A 20395-nucleotide genomic window follows, 5' to 3' on the forward strand; every position below is an offset into this window, starting at 1 on the left:
CGACCTTGGCGACCGCTCGCTGCGCTTGCAGGCGCTCGGTCGCTGCTCATTTCTACGTTAGGCGTCCTCTCGACCATGTGGAAAATCGTACCGAACCACTGACCGCATACATGTCAACCGAACACCATCACGCAACCTCCGTGCAGATTCCACCGGAGTCGGTGATTGCCAAAGCCTACGCCTCGATGAATCTCGCCGACGCGTACTCGATCGAGCTTCCCGTCGGCGCATCGACCAATCCGGAATTGCTGGCGAGGTTCATCTTCGCCCATCAAGCGCTCTGGATCAGCCGTCTCATGACGGTTCGGGATGCCATCGTGGCCGGCTTTGGTCTCAAGACAGCCAAACATCTCGCGACGCTGGATACGCAGAGCGGAGCGGACCGGCTCGGCATCTTCAAGATTTACAGTACAAGTCCAACGGAAGTGGTTCTTGGAGAGGATGACAAGCACCTGGACTTCAGGCTCTCTGTTCTGTGTTCCGGTCAGCCGTCGCCGGGGGCTAAACGTCACTTGATTATGTCGACCGTTGTCCATTGCCATAATCGCCTGGGTCGTTTCTATATTTTTCTCATTGCCCCGTTTCATCGCCTGGTCGTTCAGTCCAGTCTTCGCAGCGCGGCACGCGCAGGCTGGCCGTCGGCAACGGAAGCGTAAGCAAGCCCAGATCATCATGAACGAAGCCCTTGATCGCCTCGCCAGGCAACTGGATCTCGGAGCACCTGCCAACGAGCGCCTGCGACTCGAGTTTGGCAGTGCTTGCACACTCAGGGTGAAGCATCTTTTGGAAGAGCCGGCCGTGCTGGAACAACTTGCCATTCTTGCCGAGTATCTTCAAGGTACCCTCACTCGCGCACAACTGGACAGCGCTGCCACAGCGGCTGTCCGCTTTGCTAATCAGCATCAAGGCTCAAAGTCCATAGATGGGTGCGGTCACGCTGCGGTCTCCGCAACCTATGCCGTTGCCAACGCGCTCTCAGGCAAAGCCCTACAAGCGGCGGAGTACGCCGCATACGCCTCGGTCTACGGTCAAGGTGGCTACGGAGCGGTGTCTGACCCTGACTCCTTCCGGCCCGAGTTTGCATGGCAGGTCAATTGCCTCGAGTCGCTGGCCGGCCGGCGCGTCCGCATATGACTGTGCGACCCAAGCATCGCTCGAGCTGCTGCGGATCTGGTTTCAAATTCGGTGTCTCATGCAACGCTGAATTTTTCCTCTCTTTCGCTTCTTAGGGCACATCACATGCATAGCGCCGGTATCTACGCTCTCATCGCAGGGGGTACGCTCACAGCGGTCGCCGGCCTGGCTCATCTGGCTTGCATCGTCATGGGGCCGTCCGCCTACCGCTTCATGGGCGCGGGTGAACGCATGGCGCGCGCCGTGGAGGCCGGAAAGCTCAAGCCTGGTTTGATCACCTTGTGCATAGCTTCTGTTCTCATTGTGTGGTCGCTCTATGCCTTTTCCGCCGCTGGCCTCATTCGCGAGCTGCCGTTTACGGGCGCCGTGCTCCCGGCGGTTTGTGTGGTCTTTCTGGCTCGCGCTTTCGGTTTTCCGTTGCTGCGGCCAATGTTTCCCGAGAATTCCACGACCTTCTGGTTCGTTTCCTCTGGCATATGCTTGCTGCTTGGCACGCTCTATGCCATCGGTGCGTTCCATGCCTGGACGCCCGCATGAGGTCCGGAAGATGGTGTCTTGAATGTTTTCAAAACCAACGTGTCCCGTAGCAAACCTCAAGCGTCCCACAATGGCTTCGCCGCCGAAATTCTTGCAACCTTTCTCCAGTATTTTTTTGTCTTAGTGCACCGCCATGTCCGACGCCGTTTTTATCCTGCTGCGAATCACGGGTGATCCTGCTTCACTGGCCTCTTGCCGCGAGGCCCATTTCAGCTCGGGATCGTTTGATTTCAATTCGGTCACCCCGATGCCGCCGGAGCTTGAGATTGAAGAGAGCAGCGCCGTCACGACGGGCTACGACGCGCTCTTCGGCGACTGGACCGAGCCCGCCAAGTACTGGACCTGGAAGGAAGCGGCCGCGAAACTAGGCTACCCGTTCCCGCTCGAATCGCGCGAACAGTTGCTGGCCTGCATTCGCAGCCTCGATTGCGCGGAGATGTACCTGGGGGCCGCGCGCCAATACCAGGAGAACATCGAGAAGCACGGCTTCGGCTCCTGGTACGGCTGGTGCAAGAAGCATTGGGGCTCCAAGTGGAACGCCGAGGATTCAAAGGTTGAAGCAGGGCCTGATGAGATCACTGTCCGCTTCACCACGGCATCGTCCTTTCCGAAGCCGCTGGTGAAGGCACTGTCAAAGAAGTGGCCGGCGCTCGAAGTCCGGGTGCAGTATGCGGACGAGCATTTGCGTTGGGGCGGTGACTATGTTCTCAAGGGCGGCCGGGAAATTGAGAAGCTCAATCGGCCCGCGGGGGACATATTGCGGGGAATTCGGAACGGTGATAGCAGGGCTTGACAGGTCTTCAGGCATGCGGCGGCCGAGAAGCATTAGCCGTTCAATCGTTCTCTCCACCGGGCGCGGACACTTGCTTTAAAGCGGACCTGCCAGCGGCCAACTGACACGATAAAGTGTGCTTTTCAATTGAAATGCCGGAGATTTAAATGCGCGCCGAATACCGTTTTCGTTTCTCGGAAGACCATCTGCTTACGGCTTTCCTGCGCTATCGCCAGCAACTTTGGTGGCGTCGCCCATTTCTTGGGTCGAAGTGGATTTTGGCGGTTGTGTTTGGACTCCCCCTGCTTTTTGCGGTATACCAGCACGCTCCGATCCTTGCGGTCATTTGTGGCGCCATACTTGGCACGCTGTTACTGGGCTGGCCCATCGACGCATGGATCATTCGGAGGCGATTTCGGAAATCGCCTTTCCATAACGATCAGATTGTGTTGTCTCTATTGGAAACTGGCTCCTACGCAGTTGGCCAAAGCAGCGAAGTTCGCATCGACTGGGTGAATTTCACCAAAGCTCGACGCTTTAAAGACGGGTTGTTGCTGTTTCAAGGAACGGGAGCGCTCAATTGGCTTCCCGATGCGGCGGCCGCCGATGAAATGGCGGTGGCCAATGCACAGGAACTGGTGCGCTTGAATATTCCGGATTATCGTGATGTTTAGGATCGTCGGAAACGCCATGTCGGCGCGTTGATAGCAGTTTTCAGGTCACTAAGGCTGTCCGACGGACGGTTCCACCGGCACGAGAATCGCGTCGCCGGTCGCCACCAATAGCGCTGCACCGGTTGCCTGCTCAGCAAACAATTCGGCGGCGGCAAACACCTGCTTGCGCCCGGCCCTGACCACACGCCCGCGCGCCACAAAGCCGCGACCCACGGCGGGTGCCAGGCAGTTCACTGAAAAGTGCGAAGCCAGAACGCGACCCGAAACGGTGGCGGCCGCATAGCCGCAGGCTGTGTCCAGCATCGCGCCTATCAGGCCCGCGTGCAGATAGCCCGCGTACTGGCCCATGTCTTTCTCACGCCAGGCCATGCGTATCTCGGCTTCGCCGGCCGTCGCCTGCACGACTTCAAAGCCGGCCCAGCGGTTGAAGGATGCGGTCTGGTTTACCGCCTGCAGGGTCTGGAGCAAGGTGGGTTGTGTCATGCCGAAAATATAGGACGGCCCGCAGCGGCGGGCTGTAGCGCGGGTGACAGGCCTTCAGATGCGTATCCGAAGAGTGTTAGATCACTGGACTATCCCGTGGGCGCGCATGGATGTGTCTTGCCGTTGTGGGCGTGTCGATTGCGCGGTCAAATATCCTCGCCGGTTTCGCTTAGAAGATCGATGGCGGCAGGGTGATCCTGTGCCGCCGCCAACTTGAGCCAGCGAATGGCCTCCTCGCGGCCCTGGTCCGACCGCAGAAGGTGCTGGCCCAATTTCCATTGCGAGGCATCCAAGCCGGCTTCGGCTGATTTGCGAAACAGAATCAAAGCCGCCTCTACGTCGCACGGGGTGCCCATGCCATGGTAGGTGAAGCTCGCCAGGTAATGCGTGCCCTCAAGAAAACCACCGTCAGAGGACTTTTGGTACCAGGCGTATGCCTGCTCCTGATCGCGAGGTGAGAGTTCATCACAAAGATGGCCCATATAGAACTGCGCTACAGGATTTCCAGAGTTCGCCAGAGGCAATAGCCGTTCCCACGCCGTTTCTGGTGCTTCATCGTAATAAACGTCAGAGATCTGGTCTGCTGTCATTGAGGGAGAGTATCTACCTTGAAAAGTGTTCTCGCCGCGGGGTGATGCCAGCGGCGTTTGTGCTGACCGGCATGTCAGCTGTCACCATTGTTTCGATCAAGTTCCTTGTGTTTGACTCCTGTTCTGTATCTCTGGAGGAGACCCAACAGATACCAACAAACAAAGATTCCCAGCGGAATAAATAGAGGAAGCCAGATGTAGGCGTTATGCCCGCAAGCCACGCTCTGTCTCAAACCCGTCATTCCGCATGGAAAGCCAAGAAAAAACCAGCCGAGCATGGGCCCGAAAACGATGGAAAGCAGTAGTCTGATGGTGGTGAGCATTTCAGCACCGCCCTGCTTTGATCATCGGCCCGTCAAGGCGAGATAGGCCTCACGCGTTTCGGGCGACACTGATGCCACGAGCTGCTCATGCGATGTCTTGTGCCGCACCATCATGCGTGCCGAAGCCACGGCTTTGGATTTGCAGAACCAGTGGCAGCTGTGCTGCATCAGGAACAGCTCGGCCGACATGGTGAAGGCCTTGTCTTTGGGCGTGCGCTGGGCGCTGTTTTCCGCCGCACGCAGAATACCCTGGGCGTGGGCCGCCAGCATTTTTCGCATGTCAAAGTTCAGGCCCGGCAGCAACTTGGTCGCGAAGGGGAAGGTAATCGGCAGCTTGCTCGTGCGCGCGTTCGCTTCGTCGACCTTGGAAAAGCCGGTGGCAAAACGGGTGAATTGCTCGCACAGCTTGAGCTCGCTGTTTGCCAACTGGTTCCAGACCTGCTCGCGCCGCTCCGGGTCTTTTTCCCCCAGCGCGCGCAGGTAGCCGTCGGTCAGGGTCTCCATCAGTTTTTCGATCTGGTATTGGCCCAGGTGGCTACCCAGCAGAGCGATGCGCCGGCGCTCTTCAGACAGTTTGAGGATGTAGACGACTATGGCGACGCAAGTCACCAGGGTGAGGAATTCCATTGTTGTTGATGAGCTAAGGATTGACCTGTGGGGCAGGGGACCAGTGTAGTCAGTCTGGGCGCAGTTGCGTTGTCTTGCTCCGGCGGGCGCGCCTCGGTTCTCTTATCTCCTCTGTTCTCTTGCTGAGTGCGGCTGGCCGGGTCTCGCCCCGGCGGGCGACTTACTTTCTTTTGCTTCGCCAAAAGAACGTAAGCAAAGAAAAGGCGACCCGCAGTCTGGGTCCCTGCGCTGCGCTACGGGCAACCTGCGGTGCTCGAGCCAAGCGGGGTCAAAAACAACTCGCTTCGCTCAGACACGTTTTTGCCCTTATCCGCTTGTCTCTGCGCTCCTCGGCCCAGCCAGAACGGGGCAATCGGGAGCGGGGACAGAAGACAAATGCCAAAGAAAAATCACTACAAACAAGGACACGCCACGGCGTGTCCTTGTGGTTTCAGGTATTCGGCTTCTTGTCTTTGGCTGTTTGGTATCTCGGGCCCCTTGTGTATGCGCCGAGGAGCGGAGGTCCAGACGGATCAGGGCAAAAACGTGTTTGAGCCGCAGGCGAGTTGTTTTTGACCCCGTCTGGACCGAGCACCACAGGCTGCCCGTAGCGAAGCGAAGGGACGCAGACACCAGGGTCGCCTTTTCTTTTGCTTACTTTTGGTGTTTGCGTAACTTCGCTGCGCGAAGTGAGCAAACCCCGCGCGCGTAGCGCGCCTTTTGGCGAACAAAAGAAAACCCGCATCGCGGGTTTCGATAAAAGTGAGTAGCTGCCGGGCTACCCCCGGCCAGCAGGTCTCAGCAGAGGGCGGTGAAAGGACGAGGTAGGAGAGAGGGAGCAGGCGCGCCCGCCGGAGCAAGACCCGGCTCACATCCGCAGCGGCCGCGCATACCCGGTCATTTCCAGATACCCCATCCCCACAAGCCTGCCATTGCTGTCGATCAACTCACTCAAACCTTCCCAATAAATGGCGCCTGTGGATTGGCGGCTGTCGAGTTCCTGGTTGTCGATGACGGCGCGCACGGTATAAAAATCGGCGGGGGTGCGCACTATCCATTCCACCGGGTAGGTGGTTTGCGTGAGCGGGCTTTTCCAGTGGCGCACCGGCTTGAAGATCACCTCGCCTCGGCTGAAGGTGTAGAGCCCGCCTTTGGCCGAGCGGAAGGAGCCGCCGTCCCACAGCGCGCTGCCGTCCTTGGCGCGCAGGCGGAAGGCGGTGAGGGCGCTGCCGTCGCTGAGGTTCATGCCTATCCAGTCCCAGCCAGCGGCGTTCGGGTGCAGGATTTCCTCGCTCCATTCGTGGTCCAGCCAGGCCTTGCCGCTCACGGCAAAATCCTGGCCCTTGAGCTGCAGGCTGCCGCGCGTGGCGAGCTGCGGCTGGCTGTAGTAGTAGCTGGCCTGCTTTTCGTCAGGGCCTTTGCGCGACAGGCCTTGCTTGCCTTGCAGCAAAACCTCCTGCGTTTCTTCAAATGCCAGCTTGAGCCCGAAGTCGCTGGACGGCAGTTCGGCGATGTATTTATTGCCCTCGCCTTTGAGTGACCAGTCGCGCAGCTTGAGGTCCATGTCGCGCTCGCCGGCGGTGGCTATGCCGAAGCCGTCACGTGCAATGCGCTGGTCGTGCCAGAGTTTTTTGCCTTGCACGTCGGTGAGGGCTGCGTGGGCAAAGAGCAGCTGTTTGGCGGCAAACTTCGAGGCCATGCCCTGGGTGGTGTCCACGCGCGAGCGGAAAAAAGTGAGCTGGAAACCGAATACCCGCTTGCCCGCCTGGTCGCTGGCCTGGCCCGTGATGTACCACCACTCGGTGCGAAATTCGGGATGGGCGCCCCGGTCGCGCGGAAACGCCAGTGTTTTGGCCGGCAGGGCCAGCGCTGGCCGGGTGGCGGCGCCCCATCCAGCCAGCACGGCGCCTGCCAGCAGCAGGCCGCGCCTGGGCAGCAGGGCGGGCGGGGCTTGCGTGCGCGGCGGCAAAGGCATGAGCTTGCTCAGGCTGCAGGCGCGGGCCGCATGAGCTTGGTGATGGCGGCCAGGGCGGCCGTGCAGTCGCCCATTTTTTCGGCCACCCACTGGGCGTTGTAGTAGGTCGGCAGGTAGCGTTCGCCGGAATCGCACAGCAGCGACAGGATGGATCCTTGCTCGCCGCGCGCCAGCATCTCGTGGGCCAGCGCCAGCATGCCGACCAGGTTGGTGCCGGTCGATGGTCCGACGCGGCGGCCCAGCAGCTGCGCGAGCGCCTGCATGGCGGCCACCGAATCCACGTCGGCGACTTCCACCATGCGGTCAATCACCGTGCGGATAAAGCTAGGCTCCACACGGGGCCGCCCTATGCCTTCGATGCGCGAGCCCGCCCCGGTGAGGGCTGCATTGCCGCTGCGGTGATAGGCGGCAAAGACCGAACCGACCGGGTCGGCCACGCAGAGCCGGCTGTCATGGCGCTGGTAGCGCACATAACGGCCTATGGTGGCGCTGGTGCCGCCCGTGCCCGCGCCCACCACAATCCAGCGCGGCACGGGGTGCCTTTCGCGCGCCATCTGGCTGAACATGCTTTCGGCGATATTGTTGTTGCCGCGCCAGTCGGTGGCGCGCTCGGCATAGGTGAACTGGTCCATGTAGTGGCCGCCGGTTTCCTGGGCCAGCTTGCGGGCTTCGTCATAAACCTGCGCGGCGCTGTCCACCCAGTGGCAGYGCCCGCCGTAAAACTCGATCTGCGCGACTTTTTCGGGCGAGGTGCTGCGCGGCATCACCGCGATAAAGGGCAGGCCCAGCAGCCGCGCAAAGTAGGCCTCGCTGACCGCGGTGGAGCCGCTGGACGCCTCCACGATGGTGGAACGTTCATGGATCAGGCCGTTGCACAGCGCGTACAAAAACAGCGAACGCGCCAGCCGGTGCTTGAGGCTGCCGGTCGGGTGTGTCGATTCGTCCTTGAGGTAGAAGTCGATGCCGCGCGCGGCGAACTCCGGCAGCGGCAGGGGAATCAGGTGGGTGTCGGCGCTGCGCTGGTAGTCGGCCTCAATGCGGATAACTGCGGCGCTGAGCCAGGAGCTGCTGGGGGTTTGAGGGGCGCTCATGGCCCCGATTCTCGCAGCAAGCCTTATGGCCGCCAACGCCCCCGGGGGCCGGCCCTCAATACCGGTCGACTCTCCAGGACGAGGGCTCGCCGAACAGGGCCGGGATCTCGCTGCGGCCTATGCCCAGGTCGCTCAGTTCATGGCTGCTCATGGCCATGAGTTCGTCCTGCTGCAGGCGGGCAGGCGCCGCCCGCTCCCGAGCCCAGCTGCCGGCGAGCAGCCCGGGCAGCGCTGCCAGCAGGCCCGCAAGGTGGTGCAGGCCGCCTGCGAGGCTGAAGCCCGGTGTGACGGTGGGAATGGCGGCGGCAGGCATGGGGTGCTCCTTTGGGTGCTTGAGTGAAGGTGTGGATGAAGCCTGGCGCCCATGGTGCAATTTATTCTGGTATTGTGGAAGTTGAGTTTTCTGATCAAAACTATCAGTATTTCTGATAGGTTCTGTTAGAGGCATCTTCCATGCGCGAATTGAACCTGGACCAGCTGCGTACGCTGGTGGCCATTACCGACCTGGGCACTTTTTCGGCCGCGGCGCAGGGCCTGCACCTGGCCCAGCCCACCGTGAGCCTGCACGTGAGCGAACTCGAAAGCCGCCTGGGCACACCGCTGGTGGTGCGGGGCGGCCGCAAGGTCGAGCCCACGCCCGCGGGCGCCGTGCTGGTGGAGCGGGCCCGCCGCCTGCTGCGTGACGCCGACGATGCAGTCGATGCGGTCAAGCGCCACGTCGAAGGCCGCGCCGGCCGCGTGCGCCTGGGCAGCACCACCGGTGTGTTGGTTTACTTTTTGCCGCAGGTGCTCAAGGCCATGGAGCTGGCCCATCCCGACATCGACGTGGAGGTCAGCATCCTGGGGTCGGCCGACACCCTGGAGCGGCTGGCGCAGGGCACGCTGGACGTGGGCCTGGTTGCCACGCCGCCGCCCGCGCAGCGCGGCATGATGATCACGCACTGGCGCAGCGACCCGATGATGGCCTTTGTGCCCAAGCGCTGGAAGGCGCCGAAACACGCCACGCCGGCCTGGCTGGCCGGCAAGCCGCTGATCTTCAACGAGACGCCCACCCATATGTACCGCATGACCATGGCCTGGTTTGCCGATGCGGGCTTCACACCGCGTGCGCGCATCGAGCTCAATTACTCCGAGGCCATCAAGAGCCTGGTCGCCGCCGGTTACGGCGCCGCCGTGCTGCCGCGGGAGGAGTCTGAACAGGAGTCGCATGTGCGGCACGACGTGCAACTGCTGCCACTCAAGCCAGCGCTGGTGCGCGACACCGCCATGGTGCACCGCCCGCTGGAAGTGCTGGACGGCGCTACGCGCAACCTGCTCAAGATACTGGCGAATTTCCGCCAGACCTAGGCCGGGCTGGTTGTCTCCATACGCCGCGAAAGCTCGGAGCCGCGCCGGTGCAGAAACTGCGTAAGGGCGGCCGCATAGCCGGCGCTCACGGCCTGCCGCACGGAAGGCCGCTGCGCCAGCGCGGCGCGCCAGGCGCGTACCTTGGGCACCGCATCGAAAAAGCCGGTTTCACCAAGCGCCTCAAAGACATCGAAGTAGCGAAACACTGGGCCGAACACCGCGTCCACCATGCTGAAGGCTTCGCCTGAAAAATACGGCCCCTGCGACGGCAGCACGGCCTCCAGCTGCGCGAACTTGCTCGCCAGTTCTTCGCGGCGGGCCTGCAAGGCGCTGGCATCGGGCGCGTTGTAAAAAGCGCCTATGGTGTTCAGCACACTGGAGCCGAATTCCATCCACGCCCGGTGCTGCGCACGCTTGAGGGCGTCGGCGGGATGCAGGCGCGGCAGCAGGGTGTCGTCCAGGTATTCGCAGATCACGGCCGATTCAAAGACCGCGTCCTCGCCTGCCAGCAGCACCGGTGTCTTGCCCAGTGGCGAGACGGCCTTGAACCAGTCCGGTTTGTTGGCAAGGTCCACGTCACGGCGTTCAAAGTCCACGCCTTTTTCGGCAAGCACGATGGCTGCGCGCTGGACGTAGGGGCATAACGTGTGGCTGATGAGGGTGAGTTTCATGGCTTGTTCCTCTTGAGGCAATCAGCGGGGCGCCAGCAGGCTGCTGCGGCGCGCGGCCCAGGCGCCGTCGCCGAGCAGCCACTGCGCCAGCGATGCCACCAGCAGGAAGAGCGGGTATTCCCAGCCGCCCTTGGGACTGGTGAACAGCCAGCCGTTGGGCCAGTGCACCCAGACGACAACCGCCAGCACAGGCGCCAGCAGCAGCGAGGCCTGGCGGCCGTAAAAGCCCAGCAGCAGCGCCGCGCCGCCGGCCAGCTCGGCCGCGACCACGGCATAGGCCATAAAGCCGGGCAGGCCGACCGATACGAAGAACTGGGCCGTGCCGGGCAGGGTGAAGACAAAAATTTTCAGCAGCGCGTGGGTGATCCACATGGTGCCCAGCGCGATGCGCAGCAGCGTGGCGCCATGGCTGGCGGCGAGGTTGTCGGCAGAAGAAGTAGTGTTCATGGTGCGGTGCCCGTCAAGGGCGGGAGTTGAAGGAGCCGCTACTTTATGTTTGCAAAAAAGCAATGTAAATTAGCAATCATGAAAACATTGATTGCAAAAACGCAATACGACTTGACGGCTTACGACCTGCAAACCCTGCTGGCGCTGGTGCGCGGCGCCACGCTGGCCGAAGCGGCGCGGCGGCTGGGCGCTGATGCCTCCACGGTGTTTCGCTCGGTGCAGCGCATCGAGAAAAGCCTGGGCCAGCGCCTTTTTGAGCGCTCCCGCCTCGGCTACCTGCCGACCGAGCCCATGCTGGGCCTGGTTCAGCACGCCGAGCGCATAGAGGCCGAGCTGGAGGCCGCGCGCGCCAGCGCCCAGCGCCCGCATGAGGGCGTGGCAGGCCGGGTGCGGCTCACCACCACCGACGCCGTGCTGCGCGGGCTGGTGCTGCCTTCGCTCAAGCCGCTGCTGGCGCAGCACCCCTTGCTGCAACTGGACTTGCGAACCGGCAACGAGTTGGCCAGCCTGAGCCGGCGTGATGCCGACCTGGCCCTGCGCGCCACGCGCAAGCCGCCCGACCATCTGGTGGGGCGCAAGCTGGGTACGGTGCGTTTTGCGCTGTGCGGCCTGAAGGCGCAGGCCAAGGCCGTGTCATCTTCGAAGAAGTCATCGGCGCTGGAGGTGTTCGCCGGCTTTGACTGGATCGCCCCTGACGAGGCGCTGCCCGAGCACCCTTCGGTGCTGTGGCGACGCAAGCAACTGCCCAGGGTCACGCCGCGCCACTATGCCGACGGCATCGTGGCGGTGATGGATGCGATCAAGGCGGGGCTGGGGGTTGGCATCGTGCCGCTGTTCATGCTGGCCGGGGAGCCGGCGCTGGTGCCGCTGGGCGAGACGCTGGAAGGCTGCGAGTCAGACCTGTGGTTGCTGGCGCATGCGGAGTCGCGCCACCTGCGAAGGATTGCGGTGGTCTACGACCATTTCGCGGCCAGCGTGCGGCTGGCCTGAGCAAGCGTTGCTCAAAATGACTGGCTGGCGCCGGACGTACCGGAATTGCCGGAAGTCCTGAAGACGACTTCGCCGCTGGGGATATGGACTACGCGCACTTCCTGCCGGGTGGGGTCGGCGACGCTTTTGACGGCGACGGCGACCGCCAGGGAATAGTCCGCAAAAACATGGTTGGAACTGCTGGGCGGCAACAGGCTGCCCTTGACCGGATCGACGTTTTCAATGCGGTAGTCATGTGGCGGTGCTTTGACGTATGCCATGGTGAAGACCTCTTTGAAGGGATTGCGGTTTTCTTGGCTGATTTCTTGGATGTGCCCTCCATGGTAGAAGCGCCAAGGAGCGCCGTGATGACAATTACGGGTCAGAAGGGTGATTTTTGCGTAAGCAAAAGAAAGCGCCTTGCCGGGATTGGGGCAACATGGGGAAAAACTAAGCCTTTAGTTTTTCAGTGCAGGCCAGATTGGTTGATCCGCAGATTGCGCGGATGAACACGGATTGAAAACGATCTCGATTGACTGAAGACTCCGCGCGCTCAGTGCAAACCCTGGCCCGGATTGCGCTCCGACAGCTCCAGCTTCTTCATCTCGACGGCCACCGACTTGAGCATGTCCAGCGAAGCCTCAGGCGTCTGCACAATGCCCAGCCAGCCGAACAGATGGTGGCGCAGGAAGAGCAGGATCTTGCCGGTCAGCGGGTCGCAGGCCACCCAGTGGCGGGGTGTGTAGCAGGGCTCCAGTGCGCACAGCGGGGGGCAGTCCATTGGGTAGGGTGGATCGAGCTCGGCACGCAGGCCTGCCAGGTCGGTGACCAGGTCTTCGAGCTCCTCGGCCTGAAGAGTGAGTGGTTGATCCATTGTCAGCGTGACGCTGCCGTCCTCGTTTCGCACAGCCACCACCCCATGAGCGAGCCGCGTGGCAAGACGCTGGAACTGGGCAGGCACGCCCGTGTGTGTGTTGTGAGGCGCCAGAGGGGCGGGTGTGGGGATGGTCATCGCGTGCTCCCATGCGTCAAGGGATAAAAGAACGGGGCGAATGTGCGACTCTGGCGGGGGCCGGGTCTTCATGGCTTCAGTGTGCGGCGCGGGCCCGTCCGGCCGCGTGGGAAACCGGCCCCGCCCGCTGTAGGACGGCACGGGAGCGTGCACCCAGCCGTTCTCCATGCTGCGGCGCGCAACAGGCGGTACCTACCCCGCTACCAGTCTTCCTTGACCGCCAGCACCGCATCCTTGCCGGCGGCGGCGCGCCCGGCCAGCCAGGCGGTCAGCGTGCCTGCCGCCACCACGGCTGCGCACAGCAGGCCCAGGCGCAGCCAGGGCAGCATCAGGTCCATGCTCCAGTGAAAGCTTTGCGGGTTCACGACATGGACCAGCACGGTGGACACCGCCAGGCCCAGCGCAAGGCCGGCCAGCGCGCCTATGAGCGTCCAGGCCGCGCCTTCGCCGGCCACCACGGCCAGGATCTGCCGGCGCGTGAGGCCCAGGTGGGCCAGCAGGCCGAACTCCTTGCGGCGCGCCAGCACTTGGGCGCTGAAGCTGGCCGCCACGCCGAACAGCCCGATGGCAATCGCCACTGCCTGCAGCCAGTAGGTCACGGCGAAGCTGCGGTCGAAGATCCGCAGCGAGGTCGCGCGCAGCTCGCTGACCGAGGCAAGCTCCAGCAGCCCCGCCGCACCGGATTGCTTTTCGGCCAACGCGCGCACCGATTGCTGCACCTGCGCATCACCCGCGCCGCCGTCAAGCCAGAGTGCCAGGTCATTGGCGCGGCGGTCGCCGCTCAGGCGCTCAAAGTCGGGCCTGGCCATCGCGATGGTGCCGAATTGGCGCGCATAGTCGCGCCAGACGCCGGCTACATAAAACGGGGGCGTTGCCGCTGCGGCCGGGAATGATTGCGTGAGCGGCTGGAAGACAGTGCCGGGTCGCGCCCCATATAGCTCCACCATGGGCTCGCTCACGTAAATACCTACATACCCAGGCGGCACCGGCAGCAGCCGGCCGACCAGCGGCAGGGCGGTCGCCGGGTCGTCCAGCGGGCGCGCGATGAGCGTGACCGACGGTTTGGCCGGGTCCAGCGAGAGTTGCACGGTGCGCGCCGCGCCCACGCGTGCGACGCCCGGCAAGCGGCCCAGCGCCTCGACGAATTCCGGCGAGAAATACGCGGTGTCGCTGGCCGAGCTGCCCAGCGCCGTGCGCACATAGAGGTCGGCCGGCAGCACCACGTCCAGCCAGCGCGTGACCGATTCGCGAAAACTCGCCACCATCACCGTCAGCGCCACCGCAAGGCTCAGCGAGGCCACCACGCCGCTGACGGCCACGGCCGCGCTTTCGCGCACGCGGCGCGCGCGCTCTACTGCCAGCAAAGGCAGCAGGCGGCGCGCCACAAGGGGGCTGAGCCTGTCGTAAAGCAGCGCGATCAGCCAGGGCAGGGCCGTGATGCCGCCTACCAGCAAAAGCCCGACGGACACATAAGCGGCCAGCGGAATGCCGAAGAGCGGCGGGACCAGCGCCAGCAAGCCACCCAAGGCGATCAGGGCGATGCTGAGCCAGTGGCCCTTGCCGGCACCGGCCCTCGCGCCGAGTCCCTTGAGGGTTTGCGCGGGCGGCAGTTTTTGCGCGGCCCGCGCCGGCCACCAGCCGCCCACGGCAGCGGCCAGCACGCCCAGCGCGCCGTAGATGAAAGCCGCCGTGCCGTTCCACTGCAGGCTGGGTGCAACACCGGAAAAGTAGCCGCCGCCCAGGTCGCCGCCCAGTAGCCGCAGCGCCAGTGCGGCCAATGCCGTGCCCAGCGCGATGCCCAGCAGGCTGCCGGCCAGGCCCAGCAGCAGCGATTCGGCCAGCACGAGCCGCAGGCGCTCGCGACCGGTCAGACCCAGCACGCCCAGCAGCGCAAATTGCTGCGCGCGCTTGGCCACGCTGAGCGAAAGCACCGAGAAGACCAGGAATGCGCCAGTGAACAGGGCCACCAGGGCCAGCACCGTGAGGTTGGTGCGGTACGCACGCGAGAGGTTGCTCACGCGTTCGGCCGCATCGCCCGGCGCCGCAGCCGCAATGCCGGGCGGCAATCGCAGCGAAGCGATAAAGTCTTGCGCATGGGCGCCGGCCTTGAGCCGTACATCGATTCGCGAGAGCTGGCCGCCCTTGCCGAAGACGTCTTGCGCGGCGGCGATGTCCATCACGGCCAGCGGGCCGCCCGCCGTGCCCACGCTGCCGGCCACGGCCACGTCACGCAGTTCGAGGCCGCTTTGCAGGCGCAGCGCCGGGCCGTCAAACAATTGCCGCGCGGCGGGGTTCAAAAACACCGTGCCGGGCGCAAACAGCGCGAAGCGATCGGCGCCCGGCGAGGGCACCGGCATCAGGCCCGGCGCCATGGCGCCCACCGCCAGCACGTCCACGCCGATGATGCGCAGCGGCTGCCGTGTGGCCTTGCCGGTGCTTTCCGTTACCGCGTAGGTGCTGACTTCGAGCACCGGGCTGGCCAGGGCCACCCGCGGGTCAGCCGCCACACGCTGGTAGAGCGACTCGTCAAAGCCGCCCTGCACGGCGCGCAGCTCCAGGTCGGGCTGGCCGTTGACTGCCCGCACCGCCTGGGAGAACTCGCTCAGCGCCGAAGCATTGATCAGTTGCACCGAAAACGCCAGCGCCACGCCCAGCATCACGGCCGCCACGGCGGCGGCGTTGCGCCAGGGGTGGTGTTTCAGTTCCCGCCAGGAGAAGCTTGAGAGCAGGGCGCGCATGGGTTCATTGTGCCTTCGGCGCCGCGAACGCCGTCAAGCGGGGGTGTCTGTGCCGCATCTGTATCGGTACAGAAAAGGCCCGGCTGTTTCTGCCGGGAAGGTGCGAGCCTGGTTACCCTTGGGCCAGGACTCCCCTTGGACCGATGCCGCCGTGCCCGCATCCTCGGCGCCTTGATCCATCGCCCTTCGTTTAAGCTAGCTGTGAATTTTTCTGAACCGCCCGTCCCGCAACGAAAGCCCTTTCCCATGCAACTCCCCACCTACGAAGACGTCAGCGCCGCCGCCGCTCGCATTGAAGGCCATGCGCACCGCACGCCCGTGCTGCAATCGGCCACCGCCCAGGCGCGCTGGGGTGCCCAGTTCTTTTTCAAGTGCGAGAACTTCCAGCGCATGGGTGCCTTCAAGTTTCGCGGCGCGTTCAATGCGCTGTCGAAGTTCGACGCCGCCGAGCGCAAGGCAGGCGCCATCGCGTTCTCGTCGGGCAACCACGCCCAGGCGGTGGCGCTGTCCGCTCGCATGCTGGGCATGCCGGCGGTCATCGTGATGCCGCAGGATGCACCCGCCGCCAAGCTGGCCGCCACGCGCGGCTACGGCGCCGAAGTGGTGCTCTACGACCGCTTCACCGAAGACCGCGAAGCCCTGACCCAGCGGCTTGCCGCCGAGCGCGGCATGACGCTGATCCCGCCTTACGACCATCCCGACGTGATCGCCGGCCAGGGAACAGCCGCCAAGGAGTTGTTCGAGGAGACCGGCGCGCTGGATCGCCTTTACATCTGCCTGGGCGGCGGCGGGCTTACCAGCGGCTCGGCCCTGGCGGCGCGCGCACTGGCGCCGCAGTGCAAGGTCTACGGCGTTGAGCCCGAAGCCGGTGACGACGGCCTGCAGTCGCTGCGCGCCGGCCGCATCGTGCGCATCGCCACGCCCAAGACCATCGCCGACGGCGCGCAGACCCAGTACCTTGGGGAATACACCTTCGGCATCATCCGGCGCGATGTCGACGACATCCTCACCGTGAGCGACGCGCAGTTAGTTGACGCCATGCGTTTTTTCGCCGAGCGCATGAAGATGGTGGTGGAGCCCACGGGTTGCCTGTCATTTGCCGGCGCCTGCAAGGCGCTGGAAGAAAAGCCGCCCGCCAAGGGCGAGCGCATAGGCATCATCGTGAGCGGCGGCAACGTCGACCTTGCGCGTTATGCGGAGCTGCTGGCCGCGCGCTGAGCCGGTGCGTTAAGCCGGGCGTGCCAGGCTGATGCCTTGGCCGGCTTGTCCCTTGTTTTTTCATTCGTCTGTCCCTGCATTGCCGCGGCGTGGTCGCGCATTGCGGCGGCTTTGCCGCGCGCGTCTAGCCTTCAAGACGTGGGAACGCAGCGGGGCGCCAAAAACACAGCAAACAATACGACAAACAATACCCGCACCAAGACAATCTTCGTCGGTGCGCACAGTGAATTCGAATACGGTTCAGGGTTTTGAAAAAGTGCTTCATGGAAGTACTTCCCCCTCCAGGCCGCCGGCCTGGGTACAGGCCAGGCCCTACAAAACCATGTTCAGAACCGACTACCAAAACCCCTTGCGCCGCATCACCCGTGTCGAGTCCGACCGCGAGAGAAGCTGGCGAGTCAGCATTCGCCGATATGGGCAGACGGTCGTCAAGGCGTTTACCGATCTGTGCTACGGGGGCAAGCGCAAGTCGCTTGCCGCGGCAAAAATTTACAGGGACGCTCTGGAGGCGCACCTTGCCACCTTTGACGCGGACCATCGCCTGTGGCGCCGCGCGCAGAAAAATAAGGGCAACTCATCGGGAACCGTTGGCGTGGCGCGTTACCTCGCTCCTCCCAAGATACCCGGCGGCATTCCCGCGCCCTATTGGCAGGCCTTCTGGCTGGATGCGGAGGGCAAGCGGCAGAGCAAGGTCTACCGGGTGGGCGCCCACGGCGAGAAAAGGGCCAGGCGGCTCGCGCTGGAGGCGCACACCCAGGGCCTGGCCGATGTCTATGCGGCCTTCCAGCGCACTGCCTGGATGGCCCATCGAGACAGCAGCTTCGCCAAGGAACATGAGTCGCTTCTTTTCGCCGCCGCATTCGTCGCTGAGTCGTTGCGGCCTTGAGTGACCTTGAGTAGCCTCGAGGGCTTTTGAGGCTGCGGTCCGCGGCGCTGTCAATCCGCCCTGATGCCGTCCGCACTCAGGTGCAAGGTGCGATCGGCGCGCGCGGCGGCGGCTTCCGAGTGGGTCACCAGGACCAGTGAGGCGCCTTGCTCCCGCGTCTGGGCGATCAGTGCGTCCATCACGCGGGYCGCGGTGGACGGATCCAGGTTGCCGGTGGGCTCGTCGGCCAGCAGCAGGCCGGGCCTGTGCACCAACGCGCGCGCAATGGCCACGCGCTGCAACTGCCCGCCGCTGAGCTGCTGCGGCAGCCGCTCGCCCAGGCCGGCCAGCCCCACCGCTTCGAGCATGGCCTGCACGCGGTTCGCATCGGGCTGGTCGAGCAGGAGCAGCGGCAGCGCCACGTTCTGCGCGACGTCCAGGTGCGGCAGCACGTGGAAGGCCTGGAACACAAAACCCACATGGCGGCGCCGCAGCAGCGCGCGCTCGTCGTCGCTGAGCGCGCCCAGGTCCTGGCCTTTGAGCTGCACCGAGCCTTCGTCCCAGCTGTCCAGCCCGGCCATGCAGTTGAGCAGCGTGGACTTGCCCACGCCCGACTCACCGATGATGGCGACAAACTCGCCGGGCGCGATGTCCAGCGATACATGGCTGAAGACCGCCGTGTCGCCGTAGCGCTTGGCCAGGTGCCTCACCTTCAGGGTGTTCATGCCTCGCCCCTTATGTGCGTGTCGACGAGTTCCAGGACCTGCTGCAGTGCGCCGGGCCCGTCGCAGGCCACCACCTGGCGCTGCGGCATGGAACGCAGCCAGGTGATCTGGCGCTTGGCCAGCTGGCGCGTGGCGAAGATGCCCTTGTCGCGGAGCTCGCCCATGGCGTAGTCGCCGTCCAGCGCTTCCCAGGCCTGGCGGTAGCCGACACAGCGCATGGCGGGCAGGTCGCGGTTCAGGTCTCCGCGCGCGCGCAGGGCTTTCACTTCATCGATGAAGCCGGCGGCCAGCATGGCGTCAAAGCGCTGGGCGATGCGCTCGTGCAGCCAGCCGCGGTCTTGCGGTTCCAGCGAAATCAGGACGAAGGATTTTGCCCCGGCGCCGGCGTTGGATTTTCTGGCCGCGCCTTGCGCATGAAAGAAAGACAGCGGCCGGCCCGAGACGCGGAACACCTCCAGCGCGCGCGAGATGCGCTGCGAATCGTTGGGCGCCAGCCGTTGGGCCGTCGCCGGGTCCACGCGCACGAGTTCGGCATGCAAAGCGGGCCAGCCCTGCGCTGCGGCTTCCTCCGCCAGCGCGGCGCGAACGGTGGGATCCGCCTTGGGCATGTCGTCCAGGCCGTCGAACAAAGCCTTGAAATAAAGCATGGTGCCCCCGACCAGCAGCGGCAGTTTGCCGCGCGCCTCGATGTCGGCGACCAGGCGATTGGCATCGGCGACGAACTCCGCGGCGCTATAGGCCTGCAGCGGGTCGCGGATGTCGATCAGGTGGTGCGGCACGGCGGCGAGTTCATCCGGCGTGGGCTTGGCCGTGCCGATGTCCATGCCGCGGTAGACCAGGGCAGAGTCGACACTGATGATTTCGGCATCGTGGCGCCGGGCAATCGCCATCGCGGCGGCCGTCTTGCCGGACGCGGTGGGGCCAGCGATGCAGATGCAGGGAGCGCTCACGGTTTTTTCGCGGCGGCCTCATGTGCCGGCTCGCCGTATTTGCGCACCACCGTCCAGGCAGTCGTTGCAATCAACGCGCTCCAGAACCAGACGCCGTGTGTCAGCGGCCGCACCGTGCCGTCCATATGGGTGCCCAGCCAGGCGCCCATGCCGAAGGCCACCAGCATCATCAAAAAACCGTTGAGCGCCGAAGCCGCCCCGGCCGCCTGCGGGAAGGGGCCGACCGCGCCGCTCTGGCCGCAGGGCTGGTGCACCCCGTGGCCCAGCATGAAGAGGTAGTAGGGCAGCATGATGGCCCAGACGTTTTGCACGCCGGACCAGGCCAGCACGCCCATGGTGGTGCCGCCCGTCAGGCTCAGGCAGGCGGCAATCGCGACGGAGCGGCGCACGCCGAAGCGCGRCAGCAGGCGCCGGCAGATGAAGGTGCCGGCCAGGTAGCAAAAACACATCGAAAACATCACCAGGCCGTAGCCTGTTTTGCTCAAGCCCAGCACCCGGATGAAAACGAAGGAGGAGGTCGCGAGGAAAGTGAACAGCCCACCGTAGGAGGCTGCCGTGAGCGCCGAGAAAGCCAGGAAGGTGGGGTTGCGCAGGATGCTGAGCCAGGTGCGCAGCAGCGTGGCGGGGCGCAGGGCCAGCGGGTTTTTCCGCGCCAGGGATTCTTCAAAGCGCAGGCCGACCAGGGCCAGCGTGGCCGCGCCGAATACGGCCAGTGCCGACAGCGCGATGCGCCAGCCGTACAGTTCGGACAGCAAGCCCCCCAGCGGTGCGCAAATACAGGCCAGCACGCCCAGGCCGCTCAAGCCCTTGGACATCACGCGCGCGCCCTCAAGCGGCTGGTACAGGTCTCGCACGATGGCACGCGCGCACATCACCGCCGCCCCCATGGCCGCGCCCTGCACGATGCGCCAGGTGATCAGCAGCGCCATGGACGGGGCCAGCGCGCTGCCGACGGAGGCCAGCGTGTAGGCGCACAGGCCCCACAGCAGGATGGGGCGGCGGCCGAAGCGGTCCGACAACGGGCCCCAGATCAGCTGGGAGGTGCCGAATGCCAGCAACAGGGCGCTCAGCGTGAGCTGGGCCTGCGACATCGGCGCGCCGAAGCCTTCGGTCAGCGCGGGCAGGGCGGGCAGGTATAAATCGGTCGTGACGGGCTGTATGCCCAGCAGCATCGACAGGATCAGCACCACCATGCCGGGCGACATGGCGGGCGCTACGGTCTTCGAAACGGAAACATCCATCCAACTGAGGTTATCAGACAAACCCCG

Annotated in this window: 23 protein-coding genes; 9 read left to right on the forward strand and 14 right to left on the reverse strand. The window is 64.3% G+C overall.

Going from position 1 to position 20395, the window contains the following annotated elements; all coding sequences use genetic code 11:
* Positions 1-110 precede the first annotated feature (110 nt).
* The 5 genes from AC1DXS_RS06615 (at position 111) to AC1DXS_RS06635 (ending at position 3117) form a co-directional block, all read left to right on the forward strand.
* Positions 111-656: a DUF2867 domain-containing protein gene (locus AC1DXS_RS06615; protein ID WP_477736724.1), complete on the forward strand. Its 546-nt coding sequence runs from the start codon at positions 111-113 to the stop codon at positions 654-656.
* A gap of 16 nt (positions 657-672) precedes the next feature.
* Positions 673-1134 carry a hypothetical protein gene (locus AC1DXS_RS06620; protein ID WP_477736725.1) on the forward strand — a complete coding sequence of 154 codons (462 nt, stop codon included), beginning with the start codon at positions 673-675 and terminating at the stop codon, positions 1132-1134.
* Between the two features lie 105 nt (positions 1135-1239).
* Complete coding sequence (locus AC1DXS_RS06625; RefSeq protein WP_477736726.1) at positions 1240-1671, forward strand: hypothetical protein; 432 nt, start codon at positions 1240-1242, stop codon at positions 1669-1671.
* A gap of 133 nt (positions 1672-1804) precedes the next feature.
* Positions 1805-2464, forward strand: coding sequence for a DUF1281 family ferredoxin-like fold protein (locus AC1DXS_RS06630; RefSeq protein ID WP_477736727.1), 660 nt, complete (start codon positions 1805-1807; stop codon positions 2462-2464).
* A gap of 146 nt (positions 2465-2610) precedes the next feature.
* Positions 2611-3117: a hypothetical protein gene (locus AC1DXS_RS06635; RefSeq protein WP_477736728.1), complete on the forward strand. Its 507-nt coding sequence runs from the start codon at positions 2611-2613 to the stop codon at positions 3115-3117.
* A gap of 48 nt (positions 3118-3165) precedes the next feature.
* On the opposite strand, the gene AC1DXS_RS06640 is transcribed toward AC1DXS_RS06635, so the two are convergent.
* The 6 genes from AC1DXS_RS06640 to AC1DXS_RS06665 form a co-directional block, all read right to left on the reverse strand.
* A complete protein-coding gene (locus tag AC1DXS_RS06640; RefSeq protein WP_477736729.1) occupies positions 3166-3600 on the reverse strand; it encodes a PaaI family thioesterase in 435 nt (144 codons plus the stop codon).
* A 146-nt stretch (positions 3601-3746) separates the two neighbouring features.
* The gene (locus tag AC1DXS_RS06645) at positions 3747-4190 is read right to left on the reverse strand and encodes a tetratricopeptide repeat protein (protein WP_477736730.1); all 444 of its coding nucleotides are present in this window, start codon (positions 4188-4190) and stop codon (positions 3747-3749) included.
* A 344-nt stretch (positions 4191-4534) separates the two neighbouring features.
* Positions 4535-5140 (reverse strand): hypothetical protein, encoded by a 606-nt coding sequence (locus tag AC1DXS_RS06650; RefSeq protein ID WP_477736731.1) that lies wholly within the window; start codon positions 5138-5140, stop codon positions 4535-4537.
* 847 nt (positions 5141-5987) lie between these two features.
* The gene (locus AC1DXS_RS06655; RefSeq protein WP_477736732.1) at positions 5988-7094 is read right to left on the reverse strand and encodes a lipocalin-like domain-containing protein; all 1107 of its coding nucleotides are present in this window, start codon (positions 7092-7094) and stop codon (positions 5988-5990) included.
* A gap of 8 nt (positions 7095-7102) precedes the next feature.
* The gene (locus tag AC1DXS_RS06660; protein WP_477736733.1) at positions 7103-8185 is read right to left on the reverse strand and encodes a PLP-dependent cysteine synthase family protein; all 1083 of its coding nucleotides are present in this window, start codon (positions 8183-8185) and stop codon (positions 7103-7105) included.
* Positions 8186-8240: 55 nt separating this feature from the next.
* The gene (locus tag AC1DXS_RS06665; RefSeq protein ID WP_477736734.1) at positions 8241-8498 is read right to left on the reverse strand and encodes a DUF1127 domain-containing protein; all 258 of its coding nucleotides are present in this window, start codon (positions 8496-8498) and stop codon (positions 8241-8243) included.
* Between the two features lie 140 nt (positions 8499-8638).
* On the opposite strand from AC1DXS_RS06665, the gene AC1DXS_RS06670 reads away from it, so the two are divergent.
* Positions 8639-9532, forward strand: coding sequence for a LysR family transcriptional regulator (locus AC1DXS_RS06670; RefSeq protein WP_477736735.1), 894 nt, complete (start codon positions 8639-8641; stop codon positions 9530-9532).
* Here the strand turns inward: AC1DXS_RS06670 and AC1DXS_RS06675 are convergent.
* Both AC1DXS_RS06675 and AC1DXS_RS06680 read right to left on the reverse strand, forming a co-directional pair.
* On the reverse strand, positions 9529-10203 hold the full coding sequence (locus AC1DXS_RS06675) for a glutathione S-transferase family protein (protein WP_477736736.1): 675 nt from the start codon (positions 10201-10203) through the stop codon (positions 9529-9531). The genes AC1DXS_RS06670 and AC1DXS_RS06675 overlap by 4 nt on opposite strands.
* 21 nt (positions 10204-10224) lie before the next feature.
* Positions 10225-10650 carry a DoxX family protein gene (locus AC1DXS_RS06680; RefSeq protein WP_477736737.1) on the reverse strand — a complete coding sequence of 142 codons (426 nt, stop codon included), beginning with the start codon at positions 10648-10650 and terminating at the stop codon, positions 10225-10227.
* 78 nt (positions 10651-10728) lie between these two features.
* Between AC1DXS_RS06680 and AC1DXS_RS06685 the strand changes: the two genes are divergently transcribed.
* Positions 10729-11640, forward strand: coding sequence for a LysR family transcriptional regulator (locus AC1DXS_RS06685; RefSeq protein WP_477736738.1), 912 nt, complete (start codon positions 10729-10731; stop codon positions 11638-11640).
* 11 nt (positions 11641-11651) lie between these two features.
* Here the strand turns inward: AC1DXS_RS06685 and AC1DXS_RS06690 are convergent, their stop codons facing one another.
* The 3 genes from AC1DXS_RS06690 to AC1DXS_RS06700 form a co-directional block, all read right to left on the reverse strand.
* Positions 11652-11900, reverse strand: a complete 249-nt coding sequence (locus AC1DXS_RS06690; protein WP_477736739.1) for a hypothetical protein — start codon at positions 11898-11900, stop codon at positions 11652-11654.
* A gap of 272 nt (positions 11901-12172) precedes the next feature.
* A complete protein-coding gene (locus AC1DXS_RS06695) occupies positions 12173-12631 on the reverse strand; it encodes a hypothetical protein (RefSeq protein WP_477736740.1) in 459 nt (152 codons plus the stop codon).
* A 200-nt stretch (positions 12632-12831) separates the two neighbouring features.
* Positions 12832-15369 (reverse strand): FtsX-like permease family protein, encoded by a 2538-nt coding sequence (locus tag AC1DXS_RS06700; protein WP_477736741.1) that lies wholly within the window; start codon positions 15367-15369, stop codon positions 12832-12834.
* A gap of 246 nt (positions 15370-15615) precedes the next feature.
* Between AC1DXS_RS06700 and AC1DXS_RS06705 the strand changes: the two genes are divergently transcribed.
* Together AC1DXS_RS06705 and AC1DXS_RS06710 are read left to right on the forward strand one after the other, a co-directional pair.
* Positions 15616-16587, forward strand: coding sequence for a threo-3-hydroxy-L-aspartate ammonia-lyase (locus tag AC1DXS_RS06705; RefSeq protein WP_477736742.1), 972 nt, complete (start codon positions 15616-15618; stop codon positions 16585-16587).
* A gap of 349 nt (positions 16588-16936) precedes the next feature.
* Positions 16937-17473: a hypothetical protein gene (locus AC1DXS_RS06710; RefSeq protein WP_477736743.1), complete on the forward strand. Its 537-nt coding sequence runs from the start codon at positions 16937-16939 to the stop codon at positions 17471-17473.
* Between the two features lie 50 nt (positions 17474-17523).
* Here AC1DXS_RS06710 and AC1DXS_RS06715 read toward each other — a convergent pair whose 3' ends face one another.
* From AC1DXS_RS06715 to AC1DXS_RS06725, 3 genes are read right to left on the reverse strand one after another with little or no spacing between them, the layout of a single operon-like run.
* A complete protein-coding gene (locus AC1DXS_RS06715; protein WP_477736744.1) occupies positions 17524-18177 on the reverse strand; it encodes an ABC transporter ATP-binding protein in 654 nt (217 codons plus the stop codon).
* Complete coding sequence (miaA, locus tag AC1DXS_RS06720; protein WP_477736810.1) at positions 18174-19067, reverse strand: tRNA (adenosine(37)-N6)-dimethylallyltransferase MiaA; 894 nt, start codon at positions 19065-19067, stop codon at positions 18174-18176. Before miaA ends, AC1DXS_RS06715 begins: the two co-directional genes overlap by 4 nt.
* Positions 19068-19123: 56 nt before the next feature.
* Positions 19124-20368, reverse strand: coding sequence for a multidrug effflux MFS transporter (locus tag AC1DXS_RS06725; protein WP_477736745.1), 1245 nt, complete (start codon positions 20366-20368; stop codon positions 19124-19126).
* Positions 20369-20395: the final 27 nt, after the last annotated feature.

Source organism: Polaromonas sp. P3_B1 (assembly GCF_056402935.1).

Coding starts and splice junctions, on each gene's coding strand:
- AC1DXS_RS06615 (WP_477736724.1), top strand. CDS start 111: ATGTCAACCGAACACCATCACGCAACCTCCGTGCAGATTCCACCGGAG.
- AC1DXS_RS06620 (WP_477736725.1), top strand. CDS start 673: ATGAACGAAGCCCTTGATCGCCTCGCCAGGCAACTGGATCTCGGAGCA.
- AC1DXS_RS06625 (WP_477736726.1), top strand. CDS start 1,240: ATGCATAGCGCCGGTATCTACGCTCTCATCGCAGGGGGTACGCTCACA.
- AC1DXS_RS06630 (WP_477736727.1), top strand. CDS start 1,805: ATGTCCGACGCCGTTTTTATCCTGCTGCGAATCACGGGTGATCCTGCT.
- AC1DXS_RS06635 (WP_477736728.1), top strand. CDS start 2,611: ATGCGCGCCGAATACCGTTTTCGTTTCTCGGAAGACCATCTGCTTACG.
- AC1DXS_RS06640 (WP_477736729.1), bottom strand. CDS start 3,600: ATGACACAACCCACCTTGCTCCAGACCCTGCAGGCGGTAAACCAGACC.
- AC1DXS_RS06645 (WP_477736730.1), bottom strand. CDS start 4,190: ATGACAGCAGACCAGATCTCTGACGTTTATTACGATGAAGCACCAGAA.
- AC1DXS_RS06650 (WP_477736731.1), bottom strand. CDS start 5,140: ATGGAATTCCTCACCCTGGTGACTTGCGTCGCCATAGTCGTCTACATC.
- AC1DXS_RS06655 (WP_477736732.1), bottom strand. CDS start 7,094: ATGCCTTTGCCGCCGCGCACGCAAGCCCCGCCCGCCCTGCTGCCCAGG.
- AC1DXS_RS06665 (WP_477736734.1), bottom strand. CDS start 8,498: ATGCCTGCCGCCGCCATTCCCACCGTCACACCGGGCTTCAGCCTCGCA.
- AC1DXS_RS06670 (WP_477736735.1), top strand. CDS start 8,639: ATGCGCGAATTGAACCTGGACCAGCTGCGTACGCTGGTGGCCATTACC.
- AC1DXS_RS06675 (WP_477736736.1), bottom strand. CDS start 10,203: ATGAAACTCACCCTCATCAGCCACACGTTATGCCCCTACGTCCAGCGC.
- AC1DXS_RS06680 (WP_477736737.1), bottom strand. CDS start 10,650: ATGAACACTACTTCTTCTGCCGACAACCTCGCCGCCAGCCATGGCGCC.
- AC1DXS_RS06685 (WP_477736738.1), top strand. CDS start 10,729: ATGAAAACATTGATTGCAAAAACGCAATACGACTTGACGGCTTACGAC.
- AC1DXS_RS06690 (WP_477736739.1), bottom strand. CDS start 11,900: ATGGCATACGTCAAAGCACCGCCACATGACTACCGCATTGAAAACGTC.
- AC1DXS_RS06695 (WP_477736740.1), bottom strand. CDS start 12,631: ATGACCATCCCCACACCCGCCCCTCTGGCGCCTCACAACACACACACG.
- AC1DXS_RS06700 (WP_477736741.1), bottom strand. CDS start 15,369: ATGCGCGCCCTGCTCTCAAGCTTCTCCTGGCGGGAACTGAAACACCAC.
- AC1DXS_RS06705 (WP_477736742.1), top strand. CDS start 15,616: ATGCAACTCCCCACCTACGAAGACGTCAGCGCCGCCGCCGCTCGCATT.
- miaA (WP_477736810.1), bottom strand. CDS start 19,067: ATGGCGATTGCCCGGCGCCACGATGCCGAAATCATCAGTGTCGACTCT.